The following is a 20135-nucleotide window of genomic DNA, read 5'->3' as shown; positions in this document are numbered from 1 at the left end:
ATGACATCTGCAGAATCAGAGGCGCGAAAAGCGCTCAACAGGCTCCGTCGCGCAATGGAGAAGGCCGAGCGAGAGATGGAGACGCTCGAAGGGGCACTGTCCCACGCCGAGGGGACAGACTTCCCTCGTGACGCGTATGACGAAGTGAACGCTTCAGTTCAACGCGTTCTCGACTTCACGGAAGAGGAAGGGACGCGGCTGCAGGAAAAGATTTTGCATTCGGGCGGGCTGGAGCCCGGCCGGGTCAAAAGAGGATGATGGTGCCATGAAGAGAAGGACTTTCGTTCGAGCATCGTCGATTACCGGAGCTGGTTCGCTATGGGGTGGCTCGGCGTTCGCGGGCAGCATGTTCGAGTCGTGGTTCGGACGTCGGGCCGACCTAGTCCTGCGTGGAGCGATGGTTTACGACGGGACCGGATCACCCGGTCGGGAGGTCGATGTCGCGATCACCGGCGATCGAATCACCGAGGTTGGTCTAGGGGTTGCCCGGGGTGAGACCGAGCTCGACGTACGCGGCCTCGCCTTGGCTCCTGGCTTCATCGACATCCACTCGCATGCGGACACCAATCTGCTCATCAACAACAAGGCAGAGAGTCGGATTCGTCAGGGTGTTACGCTGGAGGTTGTTGGTCAGGATGGGGGCTCGATTGGCCCCTGGTCTGACGGGGAGTTCGAGGCCACGCGTGATCGCTTCCGGGGCCGGGGGGTCGAGGTCGACTATCGGGACCCTGCAGGGTTTGTGGAGCGCGGGGTGAAGGGCGCTGGGGCAGCGCGATAGGGGCGGACCCAGGGCGTTTGCCCCGGACCGGCCCCCTCAGACCCTGCCCGCTGGTCTCGTTCCTAGAAGCGGTAGGTGTAGTTCACCTTGATCGAGCCTCCCCGCGACAATGTGTTGTACGTGTGGTTGTCAGGATCGAGGATGTCGAGCGCTTCGCGACGCCAGTTGTGTGAGTAGACGACGTAGATGTCGTTCCCGGGATTCACGATCCAGCGGAGTCTCGTGAACAGGCCGACGATCTCACTCACATCGTCATACTGCGTCTGGCCAGTAATCGAGACCCATGGTGACGGATTCCAGTCCGCCTCGACCTCGTACAGCGAGAGCGTAAAGTCTCCGTCGGGCATCTGGACGTCGTTATAGGAGAAGTTGGTGGAGAGCGTCCACCCCGGGTTCGGTCTGAAGCTTGCTCGGGCGAAATAGCTTTGCCGGTCGCCGTCCCAATAGCCACCGACGGTTGTGCCGCCAAACAGGGATACACGGCGCCGTCCCGCTGTACGTCCGCTGACCTGGTATTCCCAGATCGTGTAGTCACCGGGCGTGACCACGACGCCATCACTCGGTGAAAACGTTCGGTCCAGATACTCGTAGGTCTGCGTTGCCTTGATGTCGAATCCGTCCCCACTCTCGAAGTCGAGTCCGAGCAGGTTGAACTCCCACTGGCGCTCCTCCGTGCCACCCGCGCCGGGCAGCAGCTGTGGATCGTCGCCAGGGAAGGCGGAGCTGAGGCTCACCTGCTCCCGGAACTGCACGGAGAAGTCCATGCGTCGGAGCCACGAGATACTCGGTGTCCGAGGTGCCCAGCCGACACGTGGCTCGAGTCGGCGGAAATTGTTTCTCGTGACGAATCCTACCGCTGGGTCGTACCAGTTTCCGAACTGCCGATACGACACATGGGCCGTCCAGACGTCGTTCGGATAGCTGATGCGAAGACCGTGCGAGGTGAGATCGTCGGCGCCGAGTTCTTGCCACTCGGGATCAGTCGTGGCGTTCGGGTTCGAATTCCATGCCACGAACGCTTCCAGCTCCAGGTTTTTGTTACCCAGGAAATGCCGTGTGCGAAAGTCGACATCTACCCCGGCCGTATGTTGGTCGATCGGGGCATATCCGGTTGGGTCGACAGAAGTCCCGCGTCGGGTGTAGATGGCCCCGATAGCTGACTGTTCCCAGAGCTTTCGCTTCACGCGTGCCACCGTGAAGTGTTCACTCGGCACCGTGACGTCGATTTCATCGATCTGATCGAGGTACTCGTGATTCGCCGTCGCGATCTGGTAGAACCCGAGCTCGAAGGCACCGGCCTGACCCGTCAGCCGTGTGCCGTACGTGATCGGAATCGGCTCTCCGCTGCTCAGTCCGATATTCCGCGAGTAGAAGGGGGAAGGCCCGCTCCTGGGAGCGAACGAAAACACACCTGATCCCTCAAGGAAGAAATCCCGTCGCTCGGGTAACCGGAGCGGGAACCGTGTCAGGTTTACCCGACGCTGATCACTTTCGACCTCCGCGAAGTCGGTGTTCACACTGACGGAGGCTCTCAGACTCGAGGTGACGCTGTAGTTCACATCGAGACTGACATCGCTGGGGAATGTCGTCGGATCTGCATTCGTGGGCACGTTCTTGTAGTTCGCGATCGCGGATGGGACGGCTTCTAGGCCGAGCCCCTGAGACATCCCCTGAAGTCCGGTGAGTCGACCTGCGAACACCGGATTCCGCAGTCCCTCGCTCCGACGGTAGCCGCGCCACATGATCTCTTCGTTCCGCCGCCGGATCGTGCGCTGGAAGTTGATGCCCCATTCATCCTGATCCGGGTTGAAGTTCAGAGTGCGAAACGGGATCTGGATTTCCGCGGACCACCCGTCGGGTCGGATGAACGTCTGGGCCTCCCAGATGCCATCCCACGCCTTGTTGGTGCCGCCGCCACCGCCGCCGCCTCTATGCCCACCGCCGCCGCCTGCAATCACGCCGTCACCCATGAGCCCTGCGGCGTTGATCTCGAAGAAGTAACCGGTGCGTCCGTCCCGGAAGGTGTCGAGGATCCACATGAAGCGATCGTCGGTGCCCAGACTGGCGTCGCGCTCGCGCTGGAAGGCGAGGATTCCGTCCGGGTCGTCATAGATGATGACGCCGATGTAGAGATGGTCGTCGTCATAGACGACCCGAATTTCAGTTTTCTCCGAAGGCGGCGCGCCTTCGACAGGGTCCTGCTGAGTGAAGTCCGTGATGGGCGTGGCGTCCATCCACACGGATTCCTCGATCCGTCCATCGAGATTGATCGTCAGGGCCCCCGTTGGTCGATGTGCGATCAGCGAGGGAAGCGACGACGCGTCCGTCCCGGATGGACTTCCGCCGCCCGTCTGTTGTGCCTGGATACAGGTGGGGAACGGGGAGAGAGCTACAAGGAGAACGAGGACAGCGGACGCTGACCGACTCATGGACTGCACCCCAAGATTTATAAAGACTTCGCACCTTCTGGTCCAACACCAAGGGAGACACGCCTCTCGGCTGAGATGCTGGCGTAGTCCAATGTCGGTAAGAGCTTAGATTCACCTGATGACTGCCTATGACGACTCCACGGCTCCCGATGGGCCAGCTGCCGGACCGGCCGACTACCTCGGATTCGAGGGCCTGTTCAGTTCCCTCGAGGCCCGCTTCGGCGCGGAAGATAGGTCGGGGCAATGGTCTGACGGCGAGTTCTCGTCGTGGGCTCTCGTGTCGTTCAAGCATCAGTTCAGCACCTGTGATCCGTACCGAGCGTTTTGCGTTGCGCGCGGGGTCACCCCGGAGTCTGTCGCCTCTTGGGAGGACGTCCCGGCCGTCCCGGCGGCGGCGTTCAAGTACTTCGACTTCCTGTCAGCGGAGGGCCGCCAAGCTGAGGCCGTCTTTCAGACCAGTGGCACTACTCGGGGCGGTGCAGTGCGTGGCAGGCACCTAGTGCCTTCTCTCGATCTGTATCGAGCCTCTCTGACGCCACCCCTTCGGGCGGCCCTTCTTCCCGATGTTGAACAAATACGCATGGTGTCTCTAATCCCTGACCCCGAGGAGGTACCGGATTCCTCGTTGTCGTTCATGGTCGGAGAGGCCGTCTCCCGATTTGCTACGCAGATGGACTGGCTCGTGGGTTCCGATGGCAGATGGGGCGCGCGGTCGAGCGAGATGCTCGACTCTGTCCGATCGGCCGGGGAGCCGGTATTGGTCCTGGGAACAGCGCTGTCATTCCTTCATGTGATGGAACGGGGGCGAGATGGGCTGGCAGGACTCCCGGACGGAAGTCGGATTATGGAGACGGGAGGCTTTAAGGGTGTGCGGCGAGAGGTGCCACGGGATCAGCTCTATGCGGCGATCACGGAGCATACGGGAGTGCCGCCCTCCAGAATTGTGAACGAGTACGGCATGACCGAACTCCTCTCTCAGCTTTGGGAGCCCGTTCTCGCGGAGGGTCTGGACGCGGTCGGAGTGCATGTGCCGGCTCCGTGGCTCCGCGTGCGCGCACTCGACGCAACTACGCTCGCTCCGATGCCGGAGGGTGATGACGGAATTCTCTGTTTCTTCGATCTCGCAAACCTCGGTTCGGTGTCTCATGTCCTCACAGAGGATGTCGGGTCCGTGATGGAGGGGCGTGTTCGATTGCGTGGCAGGGCTCCGGGTGCGGAGTCGCGCGGATGTTCGCGTGCCATGGATGACCTTATGTCGGCGGTGGATGACCGATGACAGGACGCACAGAAGTGACAGCGAAACAGCTCGAGGCACACATTGCCGAGCTTCGCGCCACCCGGGACTCGCTGGTTCGTCGACCCGTCGAAGAGATCGTTGAAGTATTGGGCTCAGTCGGAGAGCGCTTCCTGGAGGATGCTGATCCCATCCGGAAACGCGCCCTTGCGGCTCTTCCCGAGGAGGCGAGGCTGTCCTCTGCTATGGCGGCCGAGGTCCTCGATGGCATGGCCCGGGACTGGTCGCGGAATCAGCTCAAGCGGACAGTTCGAGCAGAGTTTGGCGATCCGGCTGCCCTCGACGGATTCCAGTCAGTCCAAGGCAGGTCCGTCGCCGGGATGGGCCCCCGGCTGTGCGTCCAAGTCGTGTCAGGGAGCGTCCCTGGCGTTGGGGTGAACGCGCTGATTCGTAGCCTCCTGGTGAAGAGTCCGACCCTGCTCAAGCCCGGATTTGGCGATACCCTGTTGCCGAAGCTCTTCGTGGAGGCTCTCGCCGAAGTGGACTCTGATCTCACGGACTCCGTCGCAATCGTCGAGTGGCGTGGAGGCTCTGAGATCTTGGAGCGGATCGCGTTGAGCGAAGCGGAGGTCGCGGTGGTATACGGCAGCGACGAGACGGTTGCTGCGCTTCGGGCCCTGGCCCCACCTACGACGCGGGTGCTGGGATATCACCACCGAGTCGCCGCATGTGTAATCGGTCGGGACCTCGAAACAGCGGAGATTGAGTCAGTATCCGATCAAGTAGCGCGGGCGATTGCAATGTTCGAGCAGCGCGGGTGTGTGTGCCCTCACGTCGTGTATGTCGAAGACCCTGCGGATGGTGGGACCGGTCTGGGAGTCAGCGCAGAGAAGTTTGCTGAGTCACTCGCACGATCGCTGCGAGCACTGGAGGAGGTGCTGCCGGCGATTCCTCTCGAAGTGGAGGAAGGTGGTTCGCTGCAGCAGCTACGCGGAGCGGCCGAAATGCACGCCGCGAGCGGAGAAGGATCTCTCCACCATGGTGGAGCTCAATCCTCATGGACCGTTATCGGTGAGGGTTCGACCCAACTGGGTCCGCCAACCGCGTACCGCGGCGTTCGCGTGCGCCGAATGGCGGATATTGGCGAACTGGGCCGGGCACTTGGGCCGCTTTCCTCTCATCTCCAGACCATCGGACACGCGGGGTTGGGCGATCGCCTCGAATCGGTCGCGTTGATGTTGGGCCGCCTCGGAGCCTCTCGGATCGTCCCCATTCAGGACATGTCCTTCCCACCGCCCTGGTGGTTACATGACGGAAGGGGCCCGCTACGCGACCTCGTCCGCTGGACGGAGATCGAAAATTCATCTCAACTGGAGCTGAATCGATGAAAAACGAGAAGAGTTACTCGTCTTCGTCGGCCTTTTCGTCCGCCCGCCAGATCACCATCTGACGACCCCCGTGGGGGTTTGCTTCCACTCGCACCGTGAGGGAATCCCCCTCCTCAATGCCGAGATCTTCACGCATGTCCTGCGGAATCGTGACGCGCCCGCCGACACCGACGCTTACATCGGTGTAATAGAGCGTACGATAGATGGCCATCTGGACTCCTCTAATGTTACCCTGTAGCCGGATAATCTAAGCGATCGGGCTGCGATTCGGTACGGAGGGCAGATTTCGGTTGACTTGCGCCACATTTTGGCGTTCCGGGAAGATCCAGTCCGCGTAGCTAGGCGGTACGCCCAGAACCTCACCACGAATCGTAGCGAACGAAATGAACGACACCGGCTTCGCGATACGCTTGCAGGGCGTCACGAAACGCTTTGGCAAGCACACTGCTGTAGAAGGCTTCGATTTCGAGGTTCCGCGGGGAAGCATCTGCGGGCTGCTCGGCCCGAACGGCTCAGGGAAGACGACGACGATCCGAATGATCATGGGGATTCTTCATCCCGATGAGGGGTCCGTGGAGCTATTCGGTGCGAACCCAGACGTAACGCGGCGTACAAAGGTTGGCTACCTGCCGGAGGAGCGCGGCGTCTACAGGAAGATGAAGTGCATCGAGTTCGTGACGTTCCTTGGAGAGATCCGTGGTGTGCGCCGGGCCGAAGGGAAGAGGCGCGGGCTTGCCTGGCTGGAGCGTCTTGGTCTGAGTGAGTGGGCTGATAAGAAGATCGAAGATCTGTCCAAGGGAATGCAGCAGAAGATCCAGTTCGTCGGCACAGTCATTCATGAGCCTGAGCTTTTGATTCTTGACGAGCCGTTTTCTGGTCTGGATCCGATCAATCAGGATGTTCTGGAGGAGATCGTGCGTGACTTTCACTCGCGGGGTACGACGATCTTGTTCTCCACCCATCTCATGGATCAGGCCGAGCGACTCTGTGAGCGGGTCTGTCTGATTTCGAACGCGAAGAAGGTGCTCGACGCGAATCTCCACGAACTGAAGGCCGCTGAGCGAAAGGGTGTTGTCGCCGTCGAGTTCATCGGGCCCGACACTTGGCTTGACGGCCCGGAGATCGACCGGATCGAAGACACAGGGAAAGAGCTACGCCTCATCCTGCGGGACGGCGCTGACCATCAGGCGATCCTGCATCGCGGGGTTCAGAGTGGAGCGGAGATCCTTCGCTTTGATCTCGTGGAGCCACGGCTCCACGACATATTCGTGCGGCACGCTGGGGCCGGGGTGGTTGGTGACGCGGGCACGCCCGTGGGCGCAACTCCGGGAGGTGCATGATGTGGGTCAACGTGTGGGCGGTGATCCGCCGCGAGTACCTCCAGAGGGTGCGATCGAAGTGGTTCGTCGCAGCCACCGTCGGCGGGCCGCTGTTCCTGTCTGCGATGATCGTGGTCCCAGCGTATTTTGCTTCGCAGGGCTCACGTGATGCTCGAGAGGTGGCGGTTGTCGATGGCACCGGCGTGCTTTACGAACGGCTCGCGCCACAGCTTGCGGAGGGAGGCTGGGACGTACGTGAGGAGAGGTGGAGGGTCAACGTAGTCACTGAGCTTCGGGAGGCTGCGGACAACAACCTCCTCGGCGGATTCCTGCTGCTCGACGAACTCACGCTCGAAACCGGTGAGGCGATCCTCTACACAAAGGATCGGCCGAGTGCGATCCGCCAGGTCACACTACGGAGCACGATCTCTCTCGCGGCGCTTGAATATCAGCTGGAGCAGCAGGGCGTAGATGCCGATGCGATGCTCAGTGGCGGAGAACTCCGCATCGAGATGCTCTCGGAAGAGGGCGCGGACATAGAGGATCCCGAGTTCGTAGTCGCCTACATGGGAGCGTTCCTGCTCTACATGGTGATTATGCTGTACGCCGTGGCGGTCATGCGGGCGACGCTCGAGGAGAAGACCAACCGCATCGTCGAGGTCATCATTTCGTCGATGAAGCCGTGGCATCTGATGCTGGGCAAGATTTTGGGGGTCGGTGCCGTCTCCATGACTCAGATGGGCATTTGGTTGTTATCCGGCGTCCTGATGTTCACGATGGGGTTGCCCATGCTCATCTCGGCCCGCCCCGAAATGGCGAGTATGGCAGAGGCGATCGAATTTCTGCCGGGATTCGGACTGCTTGCTCTGTTCGTCGGCTACTTTGTGTTTGGATTCTTCATGTACTCGGCGCTTTACGCTGCTGTTGGTGCCATGTGCAACAGCGACGAGGAGGCCCAGCAGGCGCAGTGGCCCATCATCATGTTGCTGATCATCCCCATCGTGATGGTCACGAACGTGATCGAGAACCCAAGCTCCACGATAGCGATCACGCTCTCGCTTGTGCCCCTTTTTAGTCCGATTCTCATGTGGGGTCGAGTAGCGGGAGGTGGCGTGCCGGCCTGGCAGATCGGCTTGTCATTCGTGTTGATGCTGTTCGCCATATTCGCCATCGCCTGGGTCGCCGGGAGGATCTACAAGGTCGGGATTCTCATGGCTGGAAAGCGTCCGACGCTACCCGAGTTGCTGAGGTGGATCCGGGAGGCTTGAGGAGGGAAGTGCTCCGATCTGGCTTGGCGAAATTCTTTGCGCTACCCACGAGGGTCGCAGCGTTCCTGTCTTGTTGGTGGGACGTGTCCGTCAGGAGCCATGATTGCGAGTCCGCACGCTGCCGCCCCCCAGGGTGGCGCCCACCGGCAAACCTTATGCCTGAAGGGCATCTATGCGAACCAGCCGTAATGAAAAGGATTCATGAGCTTTCGCTTATGCCAAGCGTCTGTATGCCACGCGTGATGGTCCGAACTTTTCGGCGGCACTCCTTCTTCGGAGATGCTGTTCTGGTTACGTAGCAGACGGATCTCGATACCGAGACCGGGCGGAATCCGTGCTCACGTGTGTGGAGAGCGGCTGAAAAGTCACGCGACAGGGACTCCGGCAGAGGGGGGCAAGCCGGTGCGGATCAGCGCGGATGCACATCCAATGCGTTTATCCTGAAATACCACGATCAGCGGCTTGAGTGCGTCTTTTGTGATGCGAATCGATGTGTCCGTGTTGACGGCGATCTCACCGGTGAGGTGTGCAGCGGCAGTGTTGGCAGCTCGCTTCTTCCGGCCTCGGCCCTCGAGCCCGAGAAGCCCGATGCCCTGATCTTCATAGCTGCGCACGATCTCGTCAGCCCGATCGCTTGAGGAGTCCGATATGATCAGGATCTCCCGGCGGCCACGCGGATAAGCGAGGGCGAGGAGGCTCTTGATCGGGTCCTTGATCTGATCGTCTTCGTTGTACTCGGACACCGACACGGGCGGCCACTGGTTCCCGGAGATGTCGTCAGGTCCGGGTTTTTGGATGACCTTCCCTGCAACCAGAGAGTCGCAGGATATCCGAAGCAAGTGTGGCAAACAGGCCAATGCCGCTCGCGAGCACCACGTACAAAACGTGGATGATCACGACCGCCGCTTCATTCAGGCCTTAGTCAATTTCTGGGAGGGTCGACCGGAGGAGCCCCTTCAGTTGCCGATCATCGAATCGGTGCGCCTTCGCGACTGCGTCATCATAGCTGTCCTCGATTATGATGACAGTTGTCTGCGTCGACGCTGCTCCTTCTGTTCCGGATGGAGGCTCGAAACGCATGCGAGCCCGGAAATTCACGGGGCGGAGCGGATCACTCTCGAAGTCTAGGTAAACATCCCAGAGAAGACCCTCGTGCGCGATTGTCGCGATGTGCACAACGGGGGCAGGGTACTCGACGGAGCGGGGGGAGGTTGAATTCATAGAAGCACGATAGGGAATTCGAAGCCACGCGTCACGGCTTGGACCTCAGAGTCTTCTTGGCCGTATTGAGGGCGTTCTTCATTTCACGCAGATCTGAGTGCCGGAGCGGCTCTTGTCCGTAGCGTGCCCGGAGATAAAAGTCGACCACACGTTCGGCGGGTCGACCGGCCGCCTCCTTGGCATTTTTAATCCGCTCGACGAGCAGCAACGGCGTCACGCCCGGATTCACGGGGATTCCGGCCCGCTGCGTCACAGAGCGGAGTTGCAGATACATCTGGGTCGAGGGACCGAGGCGTTGGCCACCCCGACGCGCCCCGTACACGCCCAGGGCCGCGACTGTGAGCAATGCGACCAAGCCAAGCGGAACCGGACCCCGTTCGTCGCTCAGTGGGGCGGATGGGGCGTCCTGTTCGCCAGTTCGCTCTCCGAGTAATCCCGCGAAGATACCAACCTGGTCATCAACACTGTAGTCGAGCACCCACTTGTTCCAGCCGTGCTGAATTCCGTCGAAGAGAATGCGGCCCGGCCAGAACCACGAGGAGAAGATTTCGGTCGAGCCATCGCCGGATGGGGTCGGGTCAAACGTCACCCAGCCGTATCCCGGGAACCACGCTTCCACCCAGGCATGCGCCTCATTCTGCGTCACCGCTAGGTAGTTCCCGAAGTCACTCCACTGGCCGCCGAGAAATCCGTTCACGTTTCTCGCTTCAATGCCAAGGCTTCGGAGCATGACGACCATAGCTGTACTGAAATATTCGCAATGCCCGGCACGCCGTTCGAAGAGGAAGTGCTCAAGTGTGGCTTGGCGAGCGGTGGTCGGGAGTTGGCGGGTATAGCCGAACGTCTGTAGCCAGTTCCGAATGGTGACAGCCTGGTCGTATCGATTGTCGATGCCAGCGGTCAGTGAGTCCGAGAGCTCGGCGATCCTTGGGTCGAGCCTTCGCGGCAACTGAAGAAAGTGATCGTTAGACGGGCGGTATCCTCTCGCGGGACGCCTCAGGTCTTCAGCGGAGGGAATTCCTGAGGGAGAGAAGGCTGTGTAAGCCGGTGTGCCAGAACCCCAGTAGAGGTAGTCTCCGGCATTGTCGAACAGCGGCTGGATGCCGTTGTCCGAGTCGATGACGAGCGCCGGATGCAACGCGAACAGCACTCTCTCGTCGAGCGCAGCTCCGAAAATTCTCTGTTCAATGATTTCTCCACTCCATCGTTCCCTGTACCACGAGGTCGGGGCGGCGGATGGTGGAAGATTCTGGGACCGGATCCAGCGGACGCCATCAAATCGGTCATAGGATCGACCACGCCAATGCAGGTCACCCACATTGCCTGGCCGGCCGTCCGGGAACTCGACCCTTAGCACAATCTGCGGATTCCCGAGAATCGTCGACCCGTGCTCACCGATTGAGATCTGATCACTGAAGCCTGCGATCGAGGTGACCGGGGTGTCACCCCGCCCAGCCCAGCCCTGAGACACGCGAGGGAAGGTCACGAAGATGACGAGCGCGACGGCCAGGATTACTCCCGACAGTGCTCCCGTTGTTGCCAGCATGCCCCGACCTAGGAGCGCCTCTGCGACTCCATGGCGCTCCGACTGCCGCCGGAGGTGCCCCACCATGAGAGTCACCGTCGCCAAGCCCACATAGGCGACGAAGGCTATCAGGAAAAGTATGCCCGGGCGATATGCGGTCGCCGCCAGGATGAGGGCGAACGAGAGAGCGTACAGCCGAAGGTCATTGCGCGATTCGAGCGCCCTTAGGGCCTCCGCTGAGAGCAGCAGCAGGAGCAGGTCGACCACCGGAATTACTATGTCGTCGCGGACCACGAAGAAATGAAAAAGCGCCCTGCCTGCGAGTAATGCGGCGAGTGGTAACCAGACGCGCTCGAGCCGGTCGGAGAGCGCCTTCTCCGGGTGCCAGAACAGTGCGACTCCAAGTGCGATGATGGCGAGCGACGCCGGCATCGGCTCGAACCCTGCTCTCCCCGCGAATGCAGCCAGGCCGGCGAGGCCCATGAGTACTGCCAGGCGTCGATGGACGAGGCGGAGATTCAAGAATCGTACTCTTTCTCGAGGCGAAGCGTCGCTTCTCTCCCAACAGTAATCGTGTCGCCGAATCCTGGACGTCCGTCGACCGAAACAAGGACACACGCCTGCAGATCGATCGGGGGTGCGGGTGCGGGCGCGTCCGGACGGAAATCGGCGCGCGCGAGGATGTCGAGCGCACGTTCGAGTTGACCGACGCCATCCCCGGGCTCCAGTACGTCCTTGCCAGACACGAGTGCGAACGGCCGTTGTTGAGCTATCGCCCTTGCGGCCAGCGATGCTGTGACCTCGACTGCGACCTCTGCCGCTTCACCTGGTTCCGCGCCCAGATCCAGGCAGATCCATCGTGTCTCGACACCGTCTCGCTCGTACTCCCGGATCACGGGTTCACGCATTCGGGCGGACGATTTCCAGTGGATGTCCCGAGAGTCATCTCCGGCTCGGTATGTTCGCAGGCTCCGGTACTCGCCGCGCGACCCTGTGGCTCCTTTGGCTGCGGAGCTGGCACGTGCGGTACCTCCCGAACCCGGGCTCGTTTCTCGCACTGGCCGATCCGTCCGTGGCCAGACCAGGATTTCGCCGGCGAGCTCAACGTCACGTTCTTTCTGGAAGAGGCCGAAGGGAAAGCCTGTCGAGAGAGTCACGATGTTCAGCGAATAGATGCCGCGCCGCACGAACGAGTTGAGCGAACACACGGTCTCATGGCCTCCGGGCGGCACGTGGGCGAGAAATGCTCGGTCCGGGAGGCCGTCCTCCGAGATTTCCACCGCGAGCGACGGCAGACGGGTCTTCTGGTTCGTGACCTCATAGGTAAGGCGCAGGTCGTGACCGACGGTGACAGCTCGTGGGGAGCGCCTCTCGATTCGCAGCCCGCGGATCGCTTGCTCGGAGAGCCAGATGCTGACCGTGATGAAGCCCAGCATCGAGCCCATCAACAGGTATAAGAGGTTGTTGCCGGTATTCATCGCGGCGCACGCGACAGCCACCGTTCCTAACGTGAAAGCGATCCCGCCCGAGGTGAAATGAATGCGCCGCCAGGCGCGGAGTCGCGCGCGCGTGCTCCGAAGGCTAGCGATCAGTCGTCCTATCACCGGACGGTCAAAACGGAGCCTCGACCTCTCCGAGGATACCTTCGAGGATCACCGCGGTCTCGTTATGGACGTCGTACGTGCTACCGGAAGCACCGGCGGGAAGAATCCGGTGAGCCAGACACGGGATAATGAGATCGCGCACGTCGTCCGGAATCAGATAGGTCCGTCCCCGAGTCAGCGCATACGCGCGAGCGGCCCTGAACACAGAGATGTTCCCCCGAGGGCTGACACCCATTCGCAGCTTTGGCGTGGTGCGCGTCCTCTGGACGATCGCCATGAGGTAGTCGAGGATCGCGGGATCCACCACTACCTCCTCGATACGATCCTGCAAGGCGCTCACCTGAGCGGGCGACAGCACTGTTCGCAGGCGATCGACCACCGGAGCCAGTGACCTAGACTCTGTCAGGATCTTGCGTTCTGCCTCATCGTCTGGGTAGCCGATCGTGATGCGCATCAGGAAGCGGTCGAGCTGACTCTCGGGCAACGGGTACGTTCCATGATGCTCGAGCGGATTCTGTGTCGCCATGACCATGAACGGCGAAGGAAGGTCAAACGTCTGATCGTCGATCGTGACGCGACCGTCCTGCATCGCTTCGAGAAGCCCGCTCTGGGTCCGCGGCGGGGCACGATTGATCTCATCTGCAACCACGACGTTCGTGAAGATCGGGCCCTTCCGTGTCTCGAACTGTGCCGTTTGGGGGTTGTAGATTGAGACCCCGAGTACGTCCGATGGAAGCAGGTCAGAGGTGAACTGGATCCGGCGGAAGCTCAGGCCGAGCGCCTTGGCAAGCGCGTGGGCGAGCGTGGTCTTGCCCACGCCGGGTACGTCCTCGAAGAGAATGTGGCCGCGCGCGAGCAGGGCGGCGACGGCGAGGCGGACAACCTTTCCCTTCCCGTGAAAGACAGTCTCGACCTCCTGAACGAGGTGGTCGAGCAGTTCGAGAGAGGGGTGAGATTCGCTCGTCTGTACGGCAGCGGTCGTGTCGGACAAAGATGCGCCTCACACGGGCGGGTCGAAGGCGAAAAAATATAACACTCGCGTGGCGAAAAGGGTTCTTGATCGGGGGCCTCGTCCGTCTTGACCTCGCACGCGGGATTCCGGTAGCTTCATGCCGTTTCAAGGGTCAAGTTCTGTTTGTCACAAGCCTTGTGTGACGCGGAAAAACCCACCTTGCGCCCGATTTCTCAAGGGCGCGATGCCTTGCCAGAGAGCCGTGGCTTCGACATGAAAAAGAACTGGCTGATCGGAGGACTCGCCTGCGTGTTTGCGCTGGGGGGTCTCGCCTTTGTTCAGGGTGGGGGTGCCGAGGGTGAGGCCGTAGTGGCCGAATCTGGGCAGCCCATTGCCTTTCCCCATGATCAACATGCGGGCAGCGAGCCCGGGCAGAACAACATGAACTGCCAGTTCTGCCACTTCTCGGCAGAACGCTCGGTTGACGCAGGTATACCGCCTGTCTCGACGTGCTGGGGCTGCCACCAAGTCGTGCAGGGCACGACCCCGGAGCAGCAAACCGAGATCGCGAAGATCCAGGAGTACATGGATCGTGACGAGCCGATTCCATGGAATCGTATTTACAAGATTTCCGACCATGCCCATTTCCCTCACATGCGGCACGTCAGTGCAGGCCTTGAGTGCCAGCAGTGTCACGGTGAGGTACAGGAGATGGGCGTGCTTTCCGAGAGAGACCCGGTCTGGGGTGGTGACAACATGGGTTGGTGTGTGGAATGCCATCGGGAGCCGGATCCGGCGACCGGCGAGCAGCAGGCATCCACAGACTGCTCCGTCTGTCACTACTAGCTGGGAGAATCAAACCATATGACTGACGGCATCAAGCGACGCGACTTCCTTAAGGTCCTAGGCGTCTCCGGCGCCGGAGCGACCATGACCGGCTGCGGCACCAGCGAGGTCGAGAAGCTCCTTCCTTATGTAGTTGCGGACGAAGAGATCACGCCTGGCGTGGCAACGTGGTATGCGACGACCTGTGGCGGTTGCTCGGCGCAGTGCGGTATGTGGGTGCGGACCCGTGAAGGGCGGGCCGTAAAAGTCGAGGGCAACCCCGACCATCCGGTTTCCCAGGGCGGGCTTTGCTCACGCGGGCACGCGACGCTTCAGCACCTCTACAATCCCGATCGTTTTCACGGGCCGATGATCCGCGAGGGCGATCGCTTCCGTCAGGGGACATGGGACGAGGCTGAGCGGTTGCTCGCGGCGCGGATTCGTACCAGCGGCAACGTCATGTTCGTTGGCGGGCACATGGGCCCGACCATGAGCAGGCTCGTCGATCAGTTCGTTGCGGGAGTCGGCGGCACGAGAGTCGAATACGACGCGGTGTCAGACGCCCCGCTTCGTGAGGCGACTCGCATCGCCTACGGAGTGGACGAACTCCCGTCGTATGACGTAGGGCGGGCTCGGGTCCTCCTTTCGTTTGGGAACGACTTCATCGACGGCGGTTCCTCGCCGGTAGCGCACAACAAGGGCCTCGCCCAGATGAGCGCGGTCGATGCCGAGGGGAACGACAAGGGGCGTTTCGTATACCTAGGGCCGCGGCTCTCGACGACCGGGCTTAACGCTGACCAGTGGATTCCGATCCGACCTGGGTCCGAAGCCGCTGTCGCACTCGGAATGGCGTCGCATATCGCGGGTCCGAACCCGACCGGCCCGTACGCGAACCTGCTGCAGTCTTACAGCATCGCGGGGGCAGCCGAAGCCGCCGGTGTGAGTGAAGAGTCGATCCGTGAACTCGCTGACCGTTTCTCGAGTGAAGGTCCGAGCCTCGCCATGGGGCCCGGAGTTGGAGCGCACCATCGGAACGCAACCGCGGCGAATCTGGCAGTTCTGATTCTGAATGACGTTGCGGGCAATATCGGGAGCACCATCAACATTGGTGGCGGACCCACAGCAGCCTCGACTTCGTTCTCGGACATGGCTGCCGCGATCAATGCCATGGCGAGCGGGCAGGTCGGTGTGGCGATCGTTCACGGTACGAACCCGGCGTACTCGCTTCCTGAGGCCTCCGGATTCAACAGCGCGTTCGAGCAAGTACCGTTCAAGGTGTCCTTTGCTTCCGCCATGGATGAGACGACCGCTCTCGCGGACCTCATTATGCCGGACCGACACTTTCTCGAATCGTGGGGCGATTCAAACCCGCGTGAGGGCGTGACCGGAATTCAGCAGCCAGTCATGCAGGCTGTGCCGCACTTTGACTCGAAGCAGGCTGGAGACGCACTCATTTCCGTCTCCGCTCACCTCGGCAATGACCTCGGCGCGACGACATTCTACGAGTATCTGCGGGCGCCTCACCAGGCGATGCACGCGAACGATCCGGCGGCCTTTGAGGAGATGTGGCGCAGCCACCTCCGGACGGGCGTCATGGAAATGGGCATGGCCCGTGCGGCGATGATGCCCCAGCTCCGGTCACCTGATTTGGCCCTGAGCTTTGACGTGCCGGCCTTCGATCAGGGCGGCGATCTCACGTTGATCGTGCACCCCTCTCCGAAGTTCGGGGGTGGAGATTTTTCCAACAGTCCCTGGATGCAGGAGCTACCTGACCCGGTTTCTAAGATCACATGGCATTCGTGGCTGGAGATGAATCCAGTTACAGCCGAGGCTCGGGGAGTTCGCGAGGGTGACATCGTGACGGTCACTTCTCCGCACGGCACTGTCGATGTGCCGGTCTGGACCTACCCCGGGATCCGAGAAGATTCGGTCGCGCTGGCGCTGGGCGGTGGCCATACGAAGATGGGCCGGTGGGCGACAGGACAGGGCGTCAACGCTCTGGACCTTTTGCCTGCGATCGCTGAACAGCCTTCGGGCGCCTTCGTGATGGTTGTGACCACGGTGTCGGTCGTTCCGACCGGTGAACGCCGTCGGATGGCGACAATCGAGGGGTCGAACCAGCAGTACGATCGTCCGATCGCGCCGGCGATAGCCTTCGCGAGCCTGGGTCATGAAGAGGCCGAGGCGGAGGGTGCGCATCATGAGGAACTGCAGGAATTGCAGGGATACGGGGGTGTTCAGCCGGTTCCGGCACATGATGGAGCGGCCACCGCTTTCCCTCTCCCTGGTGCAGATCACGGCCTCTACGCGGATGCCCACGAAGGGCCGCGCTGGGCGATGGCGATCGACCTAGACAAGTGCACGGGGTGCAGCGCTTGTGTGACAGCTTGTCATGCCGAGAACAACGTGCCTTGGGTCGGAGAAGACCAAGTGGTCATGGGCCGTGACATGAATTGGGTCCGCATCGAGCGGTACTACGAGCATGTCGATGCTACACAGGCGAGTGAGCTCGACGTCCGTTTCCTGCCGATGATTTGTCAGCACTGTGGGAATGCGCCGTGTGAGCCGGTTTGCCCTGTCTATGCGACGTACCACACACCCGAAGGTGTCAACGCGCAGATCTACAATCGCTGCGTCGGGACCCGGTACTGCGCGAACAACTGCCCTTACAAGGTTCGCGTTTTCAATTGGTATCGGTACACGGATGAGAACGTCCCTGAGCCGATGACTTGGCAGTGGAATCCGGACGTCACTGTTCGCACGAACGGTATCATGGAGAAGTGCTCCTTCTGCATGCAGCGAATCCGTGATGCGGAAAACCGAGCGGCGCTGGAGGAGGGTCGCGACGTGCGAGACGGCGAGATCGTGCCGGCTTGTCAGCAGAGTTGTCCGGCCGAAGCAATTGTGTTTGGAAACATTCGGGATCCTGAATCGCGTGTCTCCGAGATCGTCGCCAACGAGAGGACCTACAAGGTGCTCGACGAGCTCATCAACACGCAGCCGGCTGTGAACTACCTGAAGAAGGTCACGTTCCACGAGGTATCGGGAGGGCACGGCTGATGCCGATGAACACTCCTGGATCCAGAGAACGTGGTGCCCTGACTCATCCGGACGTCAAGCGTCTCGATGATGTAAACCGCGATGTCCTGAAGATGATGTCCACCCCCGGTAAGGTGTGGTGGATGCTCTTCGGGCTGTCCGTGGCGGGCGTCGGCATGTTCCTGGGAGCCTGGTTCTACCAGATCTACAAAGGCATCGGCGTCAGTGGCCTGATGTCGCCAGTCGGTTGGGGTGTCTACATCACCACCTTCGTGTTCTGGGTTGGTATCGCCCACTCCGGAACGCTGATTTCGGCCATTCTGTTCTTGTTCCGCGCGCCATGGCGTCAATCCATCTATCGGGCCGCGGAGGCCATGACGGTTTTCGCTGTGATGACCGCGGGACTCTTCCCGCTGATTCACGTTGGGCGGGTGTGGCATGCCTATTGGCTCATCCCGTACCCGAACTCGCGTTTTCTCTGGCCGAACTTCAAGTCGCCATTGGTCTGGGATGTCTTTGCGGTCACCACGTATTTCACGGTCTCTGCGGTGTTCTTCTACCTCGGGACTGTCCCCGATGTCGCGGCAGCGCGTGACCGCGCCACGGGCTTGCGTCGGAAGCTGTACAACGTGATTTCGTTGGGCTGGCAGGGCACGGACCGTCAATGGCACCACTTCGGGAAGGCCTACATCTTCCTCGCGGCTCTCGCGACGCCGCTGGTGCTTTCAGTCCACTCGGTCGTGTCGTGGGACTTTGCGATGTCGATCGTCCCAGGCTGGCACGCCACGATTTTCGCGCCGTATTTTGTCGCAGGTGCGATCTACTCGGGCGTGGCGATGGTGATCACTCTCACCGTTCCGCTTCGCAAGGTCTTCCGGCTCGAAGCCTATCTGACGGTGAAGCACTTCGACGCGATGGCGAAACTGTGCCTACTCACGTCGATGATCGTTTTTTACGCATACCTCTCCGAGTTCTTTCTCGCTTGGTACAGCGGAGAGGAAATCGAGCGGTCCGCTTTCTGGAACAGGCTCTTCGGAACGTACTGGTGGGCCACGTGGATCATGCTGATCTGCAACGGCTTCGTTCCAATGATGCTCTGGTTCAAGCGTGTTCGGCGCTCGATCCCCGCTCTCTTCGCCATCTCGATTTTCGTGAATATCGGGATGTGGTTCGAGCGGTACGTCATCGTCGTGACGTCGCTGCACCATGAATATGAGCCGTTCGCCTGGGGTATCTACCGGCCATCAACCGTCGAGATGATGATTCTGGTCGGGAGCTTCGGCTGGTTCTCGTTCTGGTTCCTGCTCTTCACGCGATTGATTCCGCCCATCGCGATTCAGGAGCTCAAGGAGGTTCTGCCTCCGCCGATGCGGAAGAAGAATTCCGACCATGCGGCCGAAGAGGCGCACACATGAGTACCGCGCAAGGAATTCTCGCCTCGTACGAGTACCTCGACTCGACGGTCGATGCGATCGAAGGATTGAGAAAGGCTGGCTTCAAGGACATCAAAGCCTACGCTCCGTATCCAGAGCATCACATTGAGGATGCGCTTGGCTACGATCAGAGTCCTGTCCGTGTGTTCACGCTCGTCGGCGCGCTGACGGGCACCGCTGCAGGGTTTGCGTTCACGAGCTGGACGTCGGCTGAGTGGCCGCTGGTCGTCGGTGGAAAGCCAATCATATCGATTCCCGCATTTGTGCCGATCGCCTTCGAGATGACTGTGCTGTTCGGTGCACTGTCCACGGTCATCGGACTTTTCATTCTGAGCCGCCTCCCCAACGTGAAGCCCGCGGTCGTCTACGACCCTGAGTTCACAGCGGGACGGTACGGCGTCTACATCGAGGCGGATGGTGATCGCCTTGAGGAAGCACGGAAGATCATGAACGCAGGGGAACCCATCGAGCTTCGTGAGGGTGCCGCCGATGCGTAAGCGCGCTACGACCCAGTCGAGGATACTACGCCCGATGGTGGCCGTTCTCGCACTGATGACACTCGGCGGTTGCAAGCCTCTGGACGACGGGATGGTGGCTGTGTTCGGACGCTCGATGCGCGATCAGCGTTCGTTTGACCCATACGAGAATCCGCGCAGGGCACCTGAGAATGCGGTGCCCTTTTCTGCGGGCAACTATCCCGCTGAGGACGGTACCGTGAATCTCGGTCAGCCCGAAGGAGTGGTGATTCCCTACTTCACGCAGTTCGAGCTCGGTGTGCCGGGCGTGGGCGGCCCTGCGATTCAAGGGATGACGAATCCGACGGATCCGACGTCGCCTGCGTCTCTCGAGCGAGGCGAAGAGATCTACAACCGGTTCTGTGTGGTTTGTCACGGGCCGGACGGCGTCGGCGCGAATGCCAACATCGCTGACAAGCACCCCTTGCTTCCGGTATACAATGTATCGGGGGCACAAGTCGCCGCGTATTCGGACCAATATATCTATGCCATGGTGCGTGTCGGCCGAGGGCTTATGCCCGAGTACGGCAGTCGGATCACTCACTTTGACCGTTGGCACGTGGTGAACTACGTGAGACAGCTCCAGAGCGAGGCGGGGAACTAAC

General features: G+C 60.9%; 18 protein-coding genes. 11 read left to right on the top strand and 7 right to left on the bottom strand.

All coding sequences use genetic code 11. The annotated features are described in order from the left end of the window. On the top strand, nucleotides 1-258 hold the full coding sequence (locus OSA81_07860; GenBank protein ID MDE0898916.1) for a hypothetical protein: 258 nt from the start codon (nucleotides 1-3) through the stop codon (nucleotides 256-258). Nucleotides 259-265: 7 nt separating this feature from the next. Further along, nucleotides 266-778, top strand: coding sequence for a hypothetical protein (locus tag OSA81_07855; protein MDE0898915.1), 513 nt, complete (start codon nucleotides 266-268; stop codon nucleotides 776-778). A gap of 62 nt (nucleotides 779-840) precedes the next feature. Here OSA81_07855 and OSA81_07850 read toward each other — a convergent pair whose 3' ends face one another. Further along, the gene (locus OSA81_07850) at nucleotides 841-3207 is read right to left on the bottom strand and encodes a carbohydrate binding family 9 domain-containing protein (protein ID MDE0898914.1); all 2367 of its coding nucleotides are present in this window, start codon (nucleotides 3205-3207) and stop codon (nucleotides 841-843) included. Nucleotides 3208-3325: 118 nt separating this feature from the next. On the opposite strand from OSA81_07850, the gene OSA81_07845 reads away from it, so the two are divergent. After that, complete coding sequence (locus tag OSA81_07845) at nucleotides 3326-4483, top strand: hypothetical protein (protein MDE0898913.1); 1158 nt, start codon at nucleotides 3326-3328, stop codon at nucleotides 4481-4483. After that, complete coding sequence (locus OSA81_07840; protein MDE0898912.1) at nucleotides 4480-5829, top strand: hypothetical protein; 1350 nt, start codon at nucleotides 4480-4482, stop codon at nucleotides 5827-5829. Before OSA81_07845 ends, OSA81_07840 begins: the two co-directional genes overlap by 4 nt. A 13-nt stretch (nucleotides 5830-5842) precedes the next feature. Here OSA81_07840 and OSA81_07835 read toward each other — a convergent pair whose 3' ends face one another. Next, nucleotides 5843-6040 carry an AbrB/MazE/SpoVT family DNA-binding domain-containing protein gene (locus OSA81_07835; GenBank protein ID MDE0898911.1) on the bottom strand — a complete coding sequence of 66 codons (198 nt, stop codon included), beginning with the start codon at nucleotides 6038-6040 and terminating at the stop codon, nucleotides 5843-5845. Nucleotides 6041-6212: 172 nt separating this feature from the next. Between OSA81_07835 and OSA81_07830 the strand changes: the two genes are divergently transcribed. Together OSA81_07830 and OSA81_07825 are read left to right on the top strand one after the other, a co-directional pair. Next, nucleotides 6213-7169, top strand: coding sequence for an ATP-binding cassette domain-containing protein (locus tag OSA81_07830; protein ID MDE0898910.1), 957 nt, complete (start codon nucleotides 6213-6215; stop codon nucleotides 7167-7169). Then, nucleotides 7166-8416, top strand: a complete 1251-nt coding sequence (locus OSA81_07825) for an ABC transporter permease (protein MDE0898909.1) — start codon at nucleotides 7166-7168, stop codon at nucleotides 8414-8416. Before OSA81_07830 ends, OSA81_07825 begins: the two co-directional genes overlap by 4 nt. Before the next feature lie 365 nt (nucleotides 8417-8781). On the opposite strand, the gene OSA81_07820 is transcribed toward OSA81_07825, so the two are convergent. The 5 genes from OSA81_07820 to OSA81_07800 all read right to left on the bottom strand — a co-directional run bounded on the left by OSA81_07820 (nucleotide 8782) and on the right by OSA81_07800 (nucleotide 13757). Next, a complete protein-coding gene (locus tag OSA81_07820; GenBank protein MDE0898908.1) occupies nucleotides 8782-9165 on the bottom strand; it encodes a glycosyltransferase in 384 nt (127 codons plus the stop codon). Nucleotides 9166-9334: 169 nt separating this feature from the next. Next, nucleotides 9335-9637 (bottom strand): hypothetical protein, encoded by a 303-nt coding sequence (locus OSA81_07815; protein ID MDE0898907.1) that lies wholly within the window; start codon nucleotides 9635-9637, stop codon nucleotides 9335-9337. A 31-nt stretch (nucleotides 9638-9668) separates the two neighbouring features. Continuing rightward, on the bottom strand, nucleotides 9669-11684 hold the full coding sequence (locus OSA81_07810; GenBank protein MDE0898906.1) for a transglutaminaseTgpA domain-containing protein: 2016 nt from the start codon (nucleotides 11682-11684) through the stop codon (nucleotides 9669-9671). Further along, entirely contained in the window at nucleotides 11681-12640 is a 960-nt protein-coding gene (locus OSA81_07805; protein ID MDE0898905.1) for a DUF58 domain-containing protein, read from the bottom strand. Before OSA81_07805 ends, OSA81_07810 begins: the two co-directional genes overlap by 4 nt. A gap of 133 nt (nucleotides 12641-12773) precedes the next feature. Beyond that, the gene (locus OSA81_07800) at nucleotides 12774-13757 is read right to left on the bottom strand and encodes a MoxR family ATPase (protein MDE0898904.1); all 984 of its coding nucleotides are present in this window, start codon (nucleotides 13755-13757) and stop codon (nucleotides 12774-12776) included. 180 nt (nucleotides 13758-13937) lie between these two features. Here OSA81_07800 and OSA81_07795 point away from each other — a divergent pair, with 180 nt between their 5' ends. From OSA81_07795 to OSA81_07775, 5 genes are read left to right on the top strand one after another with little or no spacing between them, the layout of a single operon-like run. Next, on the top strand, nucleotides 13938-14564 hold the full coding sequence (locus OSA81_07795; GenBank protein MDE0898903.1) for a cytochrome c3 family protein: 627 nt from the start codon (nucleotides 13938-13940) through the stop codon (nucleotides 14562-14564). Between the two features lie 18 nt (nucleotides 14565-14582). Next, nucleotides 14583-17603 (top strand): 4Fe-4S dicluster domain-containing protein, encoded by a 3021-nt coding sequence (locus OSA81_07790; GenBank protein ID MDE0898902.1) that lies wholly within the window; start codon nucleotides 14583-14585, stop codon nucleotides 17601-17603. Further along, entirely contained in the window at nucleotides 17603-18997 is a 1395-nt protein-coding gene (nrfD, locus tag OSA81_07785; GenBank protein MDE0898901.1) for a polysulfide reductase NrfD, read from the top strand. The genes OSA81_07790 and nrfD overlap by 1 nt, the downstream gene beginning before the upstream one ends. Then, complete coding sequence (locus OSA81_07780; GenBank protein MDE0898900.1) at nucleotides 18994-19512, top strand: DUF3341 domain-containing protein; 519 nt, start codon at nucleotides 18994-18996, stop codon at nucleotides 19510-19512. The genes nrfD and OSA81_07780 overlap by 4 nt, the downstream gene beginning before the upstream one ends. After that, nucleotides 19505-20134 (top strand): cytochrome c, encoded by a 630-nt coding sequence (locus OSA81_07775; protein MDE0898899.1) that lies wholly within the window; start codon nucleotides 19505-19507, stop codon nucleotides 20132-20134. Before OSA81_07780 ends, OSA81_07775 begins: the two co-directional genes overlap by 8 nt. The last annotated feature ends 1 nt before the right edge of the window (nucleotide 20135 follow it).

It is taken from the genome of Longimicrobiales bacterium (genome assembly GCA_028823235.1).
GTDB lineage: Bacteria > Gemmatimonadota > Gemmatimonadetes > Longimicrobiales > Gaopeijiaceae > UBA2589.
This window is presented reverse-complemented; position numbering and strand designations above follow the sequence as displayed.

Excerpts from the sequence above, each read along its gene's own strand:
- OSA81_07860 (MDE0898916.1), top strand. The coding sequence starts at position 1 with ATGACATCTGCAGAATCAGAGGCGCGAAAAGCGCTCAACAGGCTCCGT.
- OSA81_07855 (MDE0898915.1), top strand. The coding sequence starts at position 266 with ATGAAGAGAAGGACTTTCGTTCGAGCATCGTCGATTACCGGAGCTGGT.
- OSA81_07850 (MDE0898914.1), bottom strand. The coding sequence starts at position 3,207 with ATGAGTCGGTCAGCGTCCGCTGTCCTCGTTCTCCTTGTAGCTCTCTCC.
- OSA81_07845 (MDE0898913.1), top strand. The coding sequence starts at position 3,326 with ATGACTGCCTATGACGACTCCACGGCTCCCGATGGGCCAGCTGCCGGA.
- OSA81_07840 (MDE0898912.1), top strand. The coding sequence starts at position 4,480 with ATGACAGGACGCACAGAAGTGACAGCGAAACAGCTCGAGGCACACATT.
- OSA81_07835 (MDE0898911.1), bottom strand. The coding sequence starts at position 6,040 with ATGGCCATCTATCGTACGCTCTATTACACCGATGTAAGCGTCGGTGTC.
- OSA81_07830 (MDE0898910.1), top strand. The coding sequence starts at position 6,213 with ATGAACGACACCGGCTTCGCGATACGCTTGCAGGGCGTCACGAAACGC.
- OSA81_07825 (MDE0898909.1), top strand. The coding sequence starts at position 7,166 with ATGATGTGGGTCAACGTGTGGGCGGTGATCCGCCGCGAGTACCTCCAG.
- OSA81_07815 (MDE0898907.1), bottom strand. The coding sequence starts at position 9,637 with ATGAATTCAACCTCCCCCCGCTCCGTCGAGTACCCTGCCCCCGTTGTG.
- OSA81_07805 (MDE0898905.1), bottom strand. The coding sequence starts at position 12,640 with ATGAATACCGGCAACAACCTCTTATACCTGTTGATGGGCTCGATGCTG.
- OSA81_07790 (MDE0898902.1), top strand. The coding sequence starts at position 14,583 with ATGACTGACGGCATCAAGCGACGCGACTTCCTTAAGGTCCTAGGCGTC.
- nrfD (MDE0898901.1), top strand. The coding sequence starts at position 17,603 with ATGCCGATGAACACTCCTGGATCCAGAGAACGTGGTGCCCTGACTCAT.
- OSA81_07780 (MDE0898900.1), top strand. The coding sequence starts at position 18,994 with ATGAGTACCGCGCAAGGAATTCTCGCCTCGTACGAGTACCTCGACTCG.
- OSA81_07775 (MDE0898899.1), top strand. The coding sequence starts at position 19,505 with ATGCGTAAGCGCGCTACGACCCAGTCGAGGATACTACGCCCGATGGTG.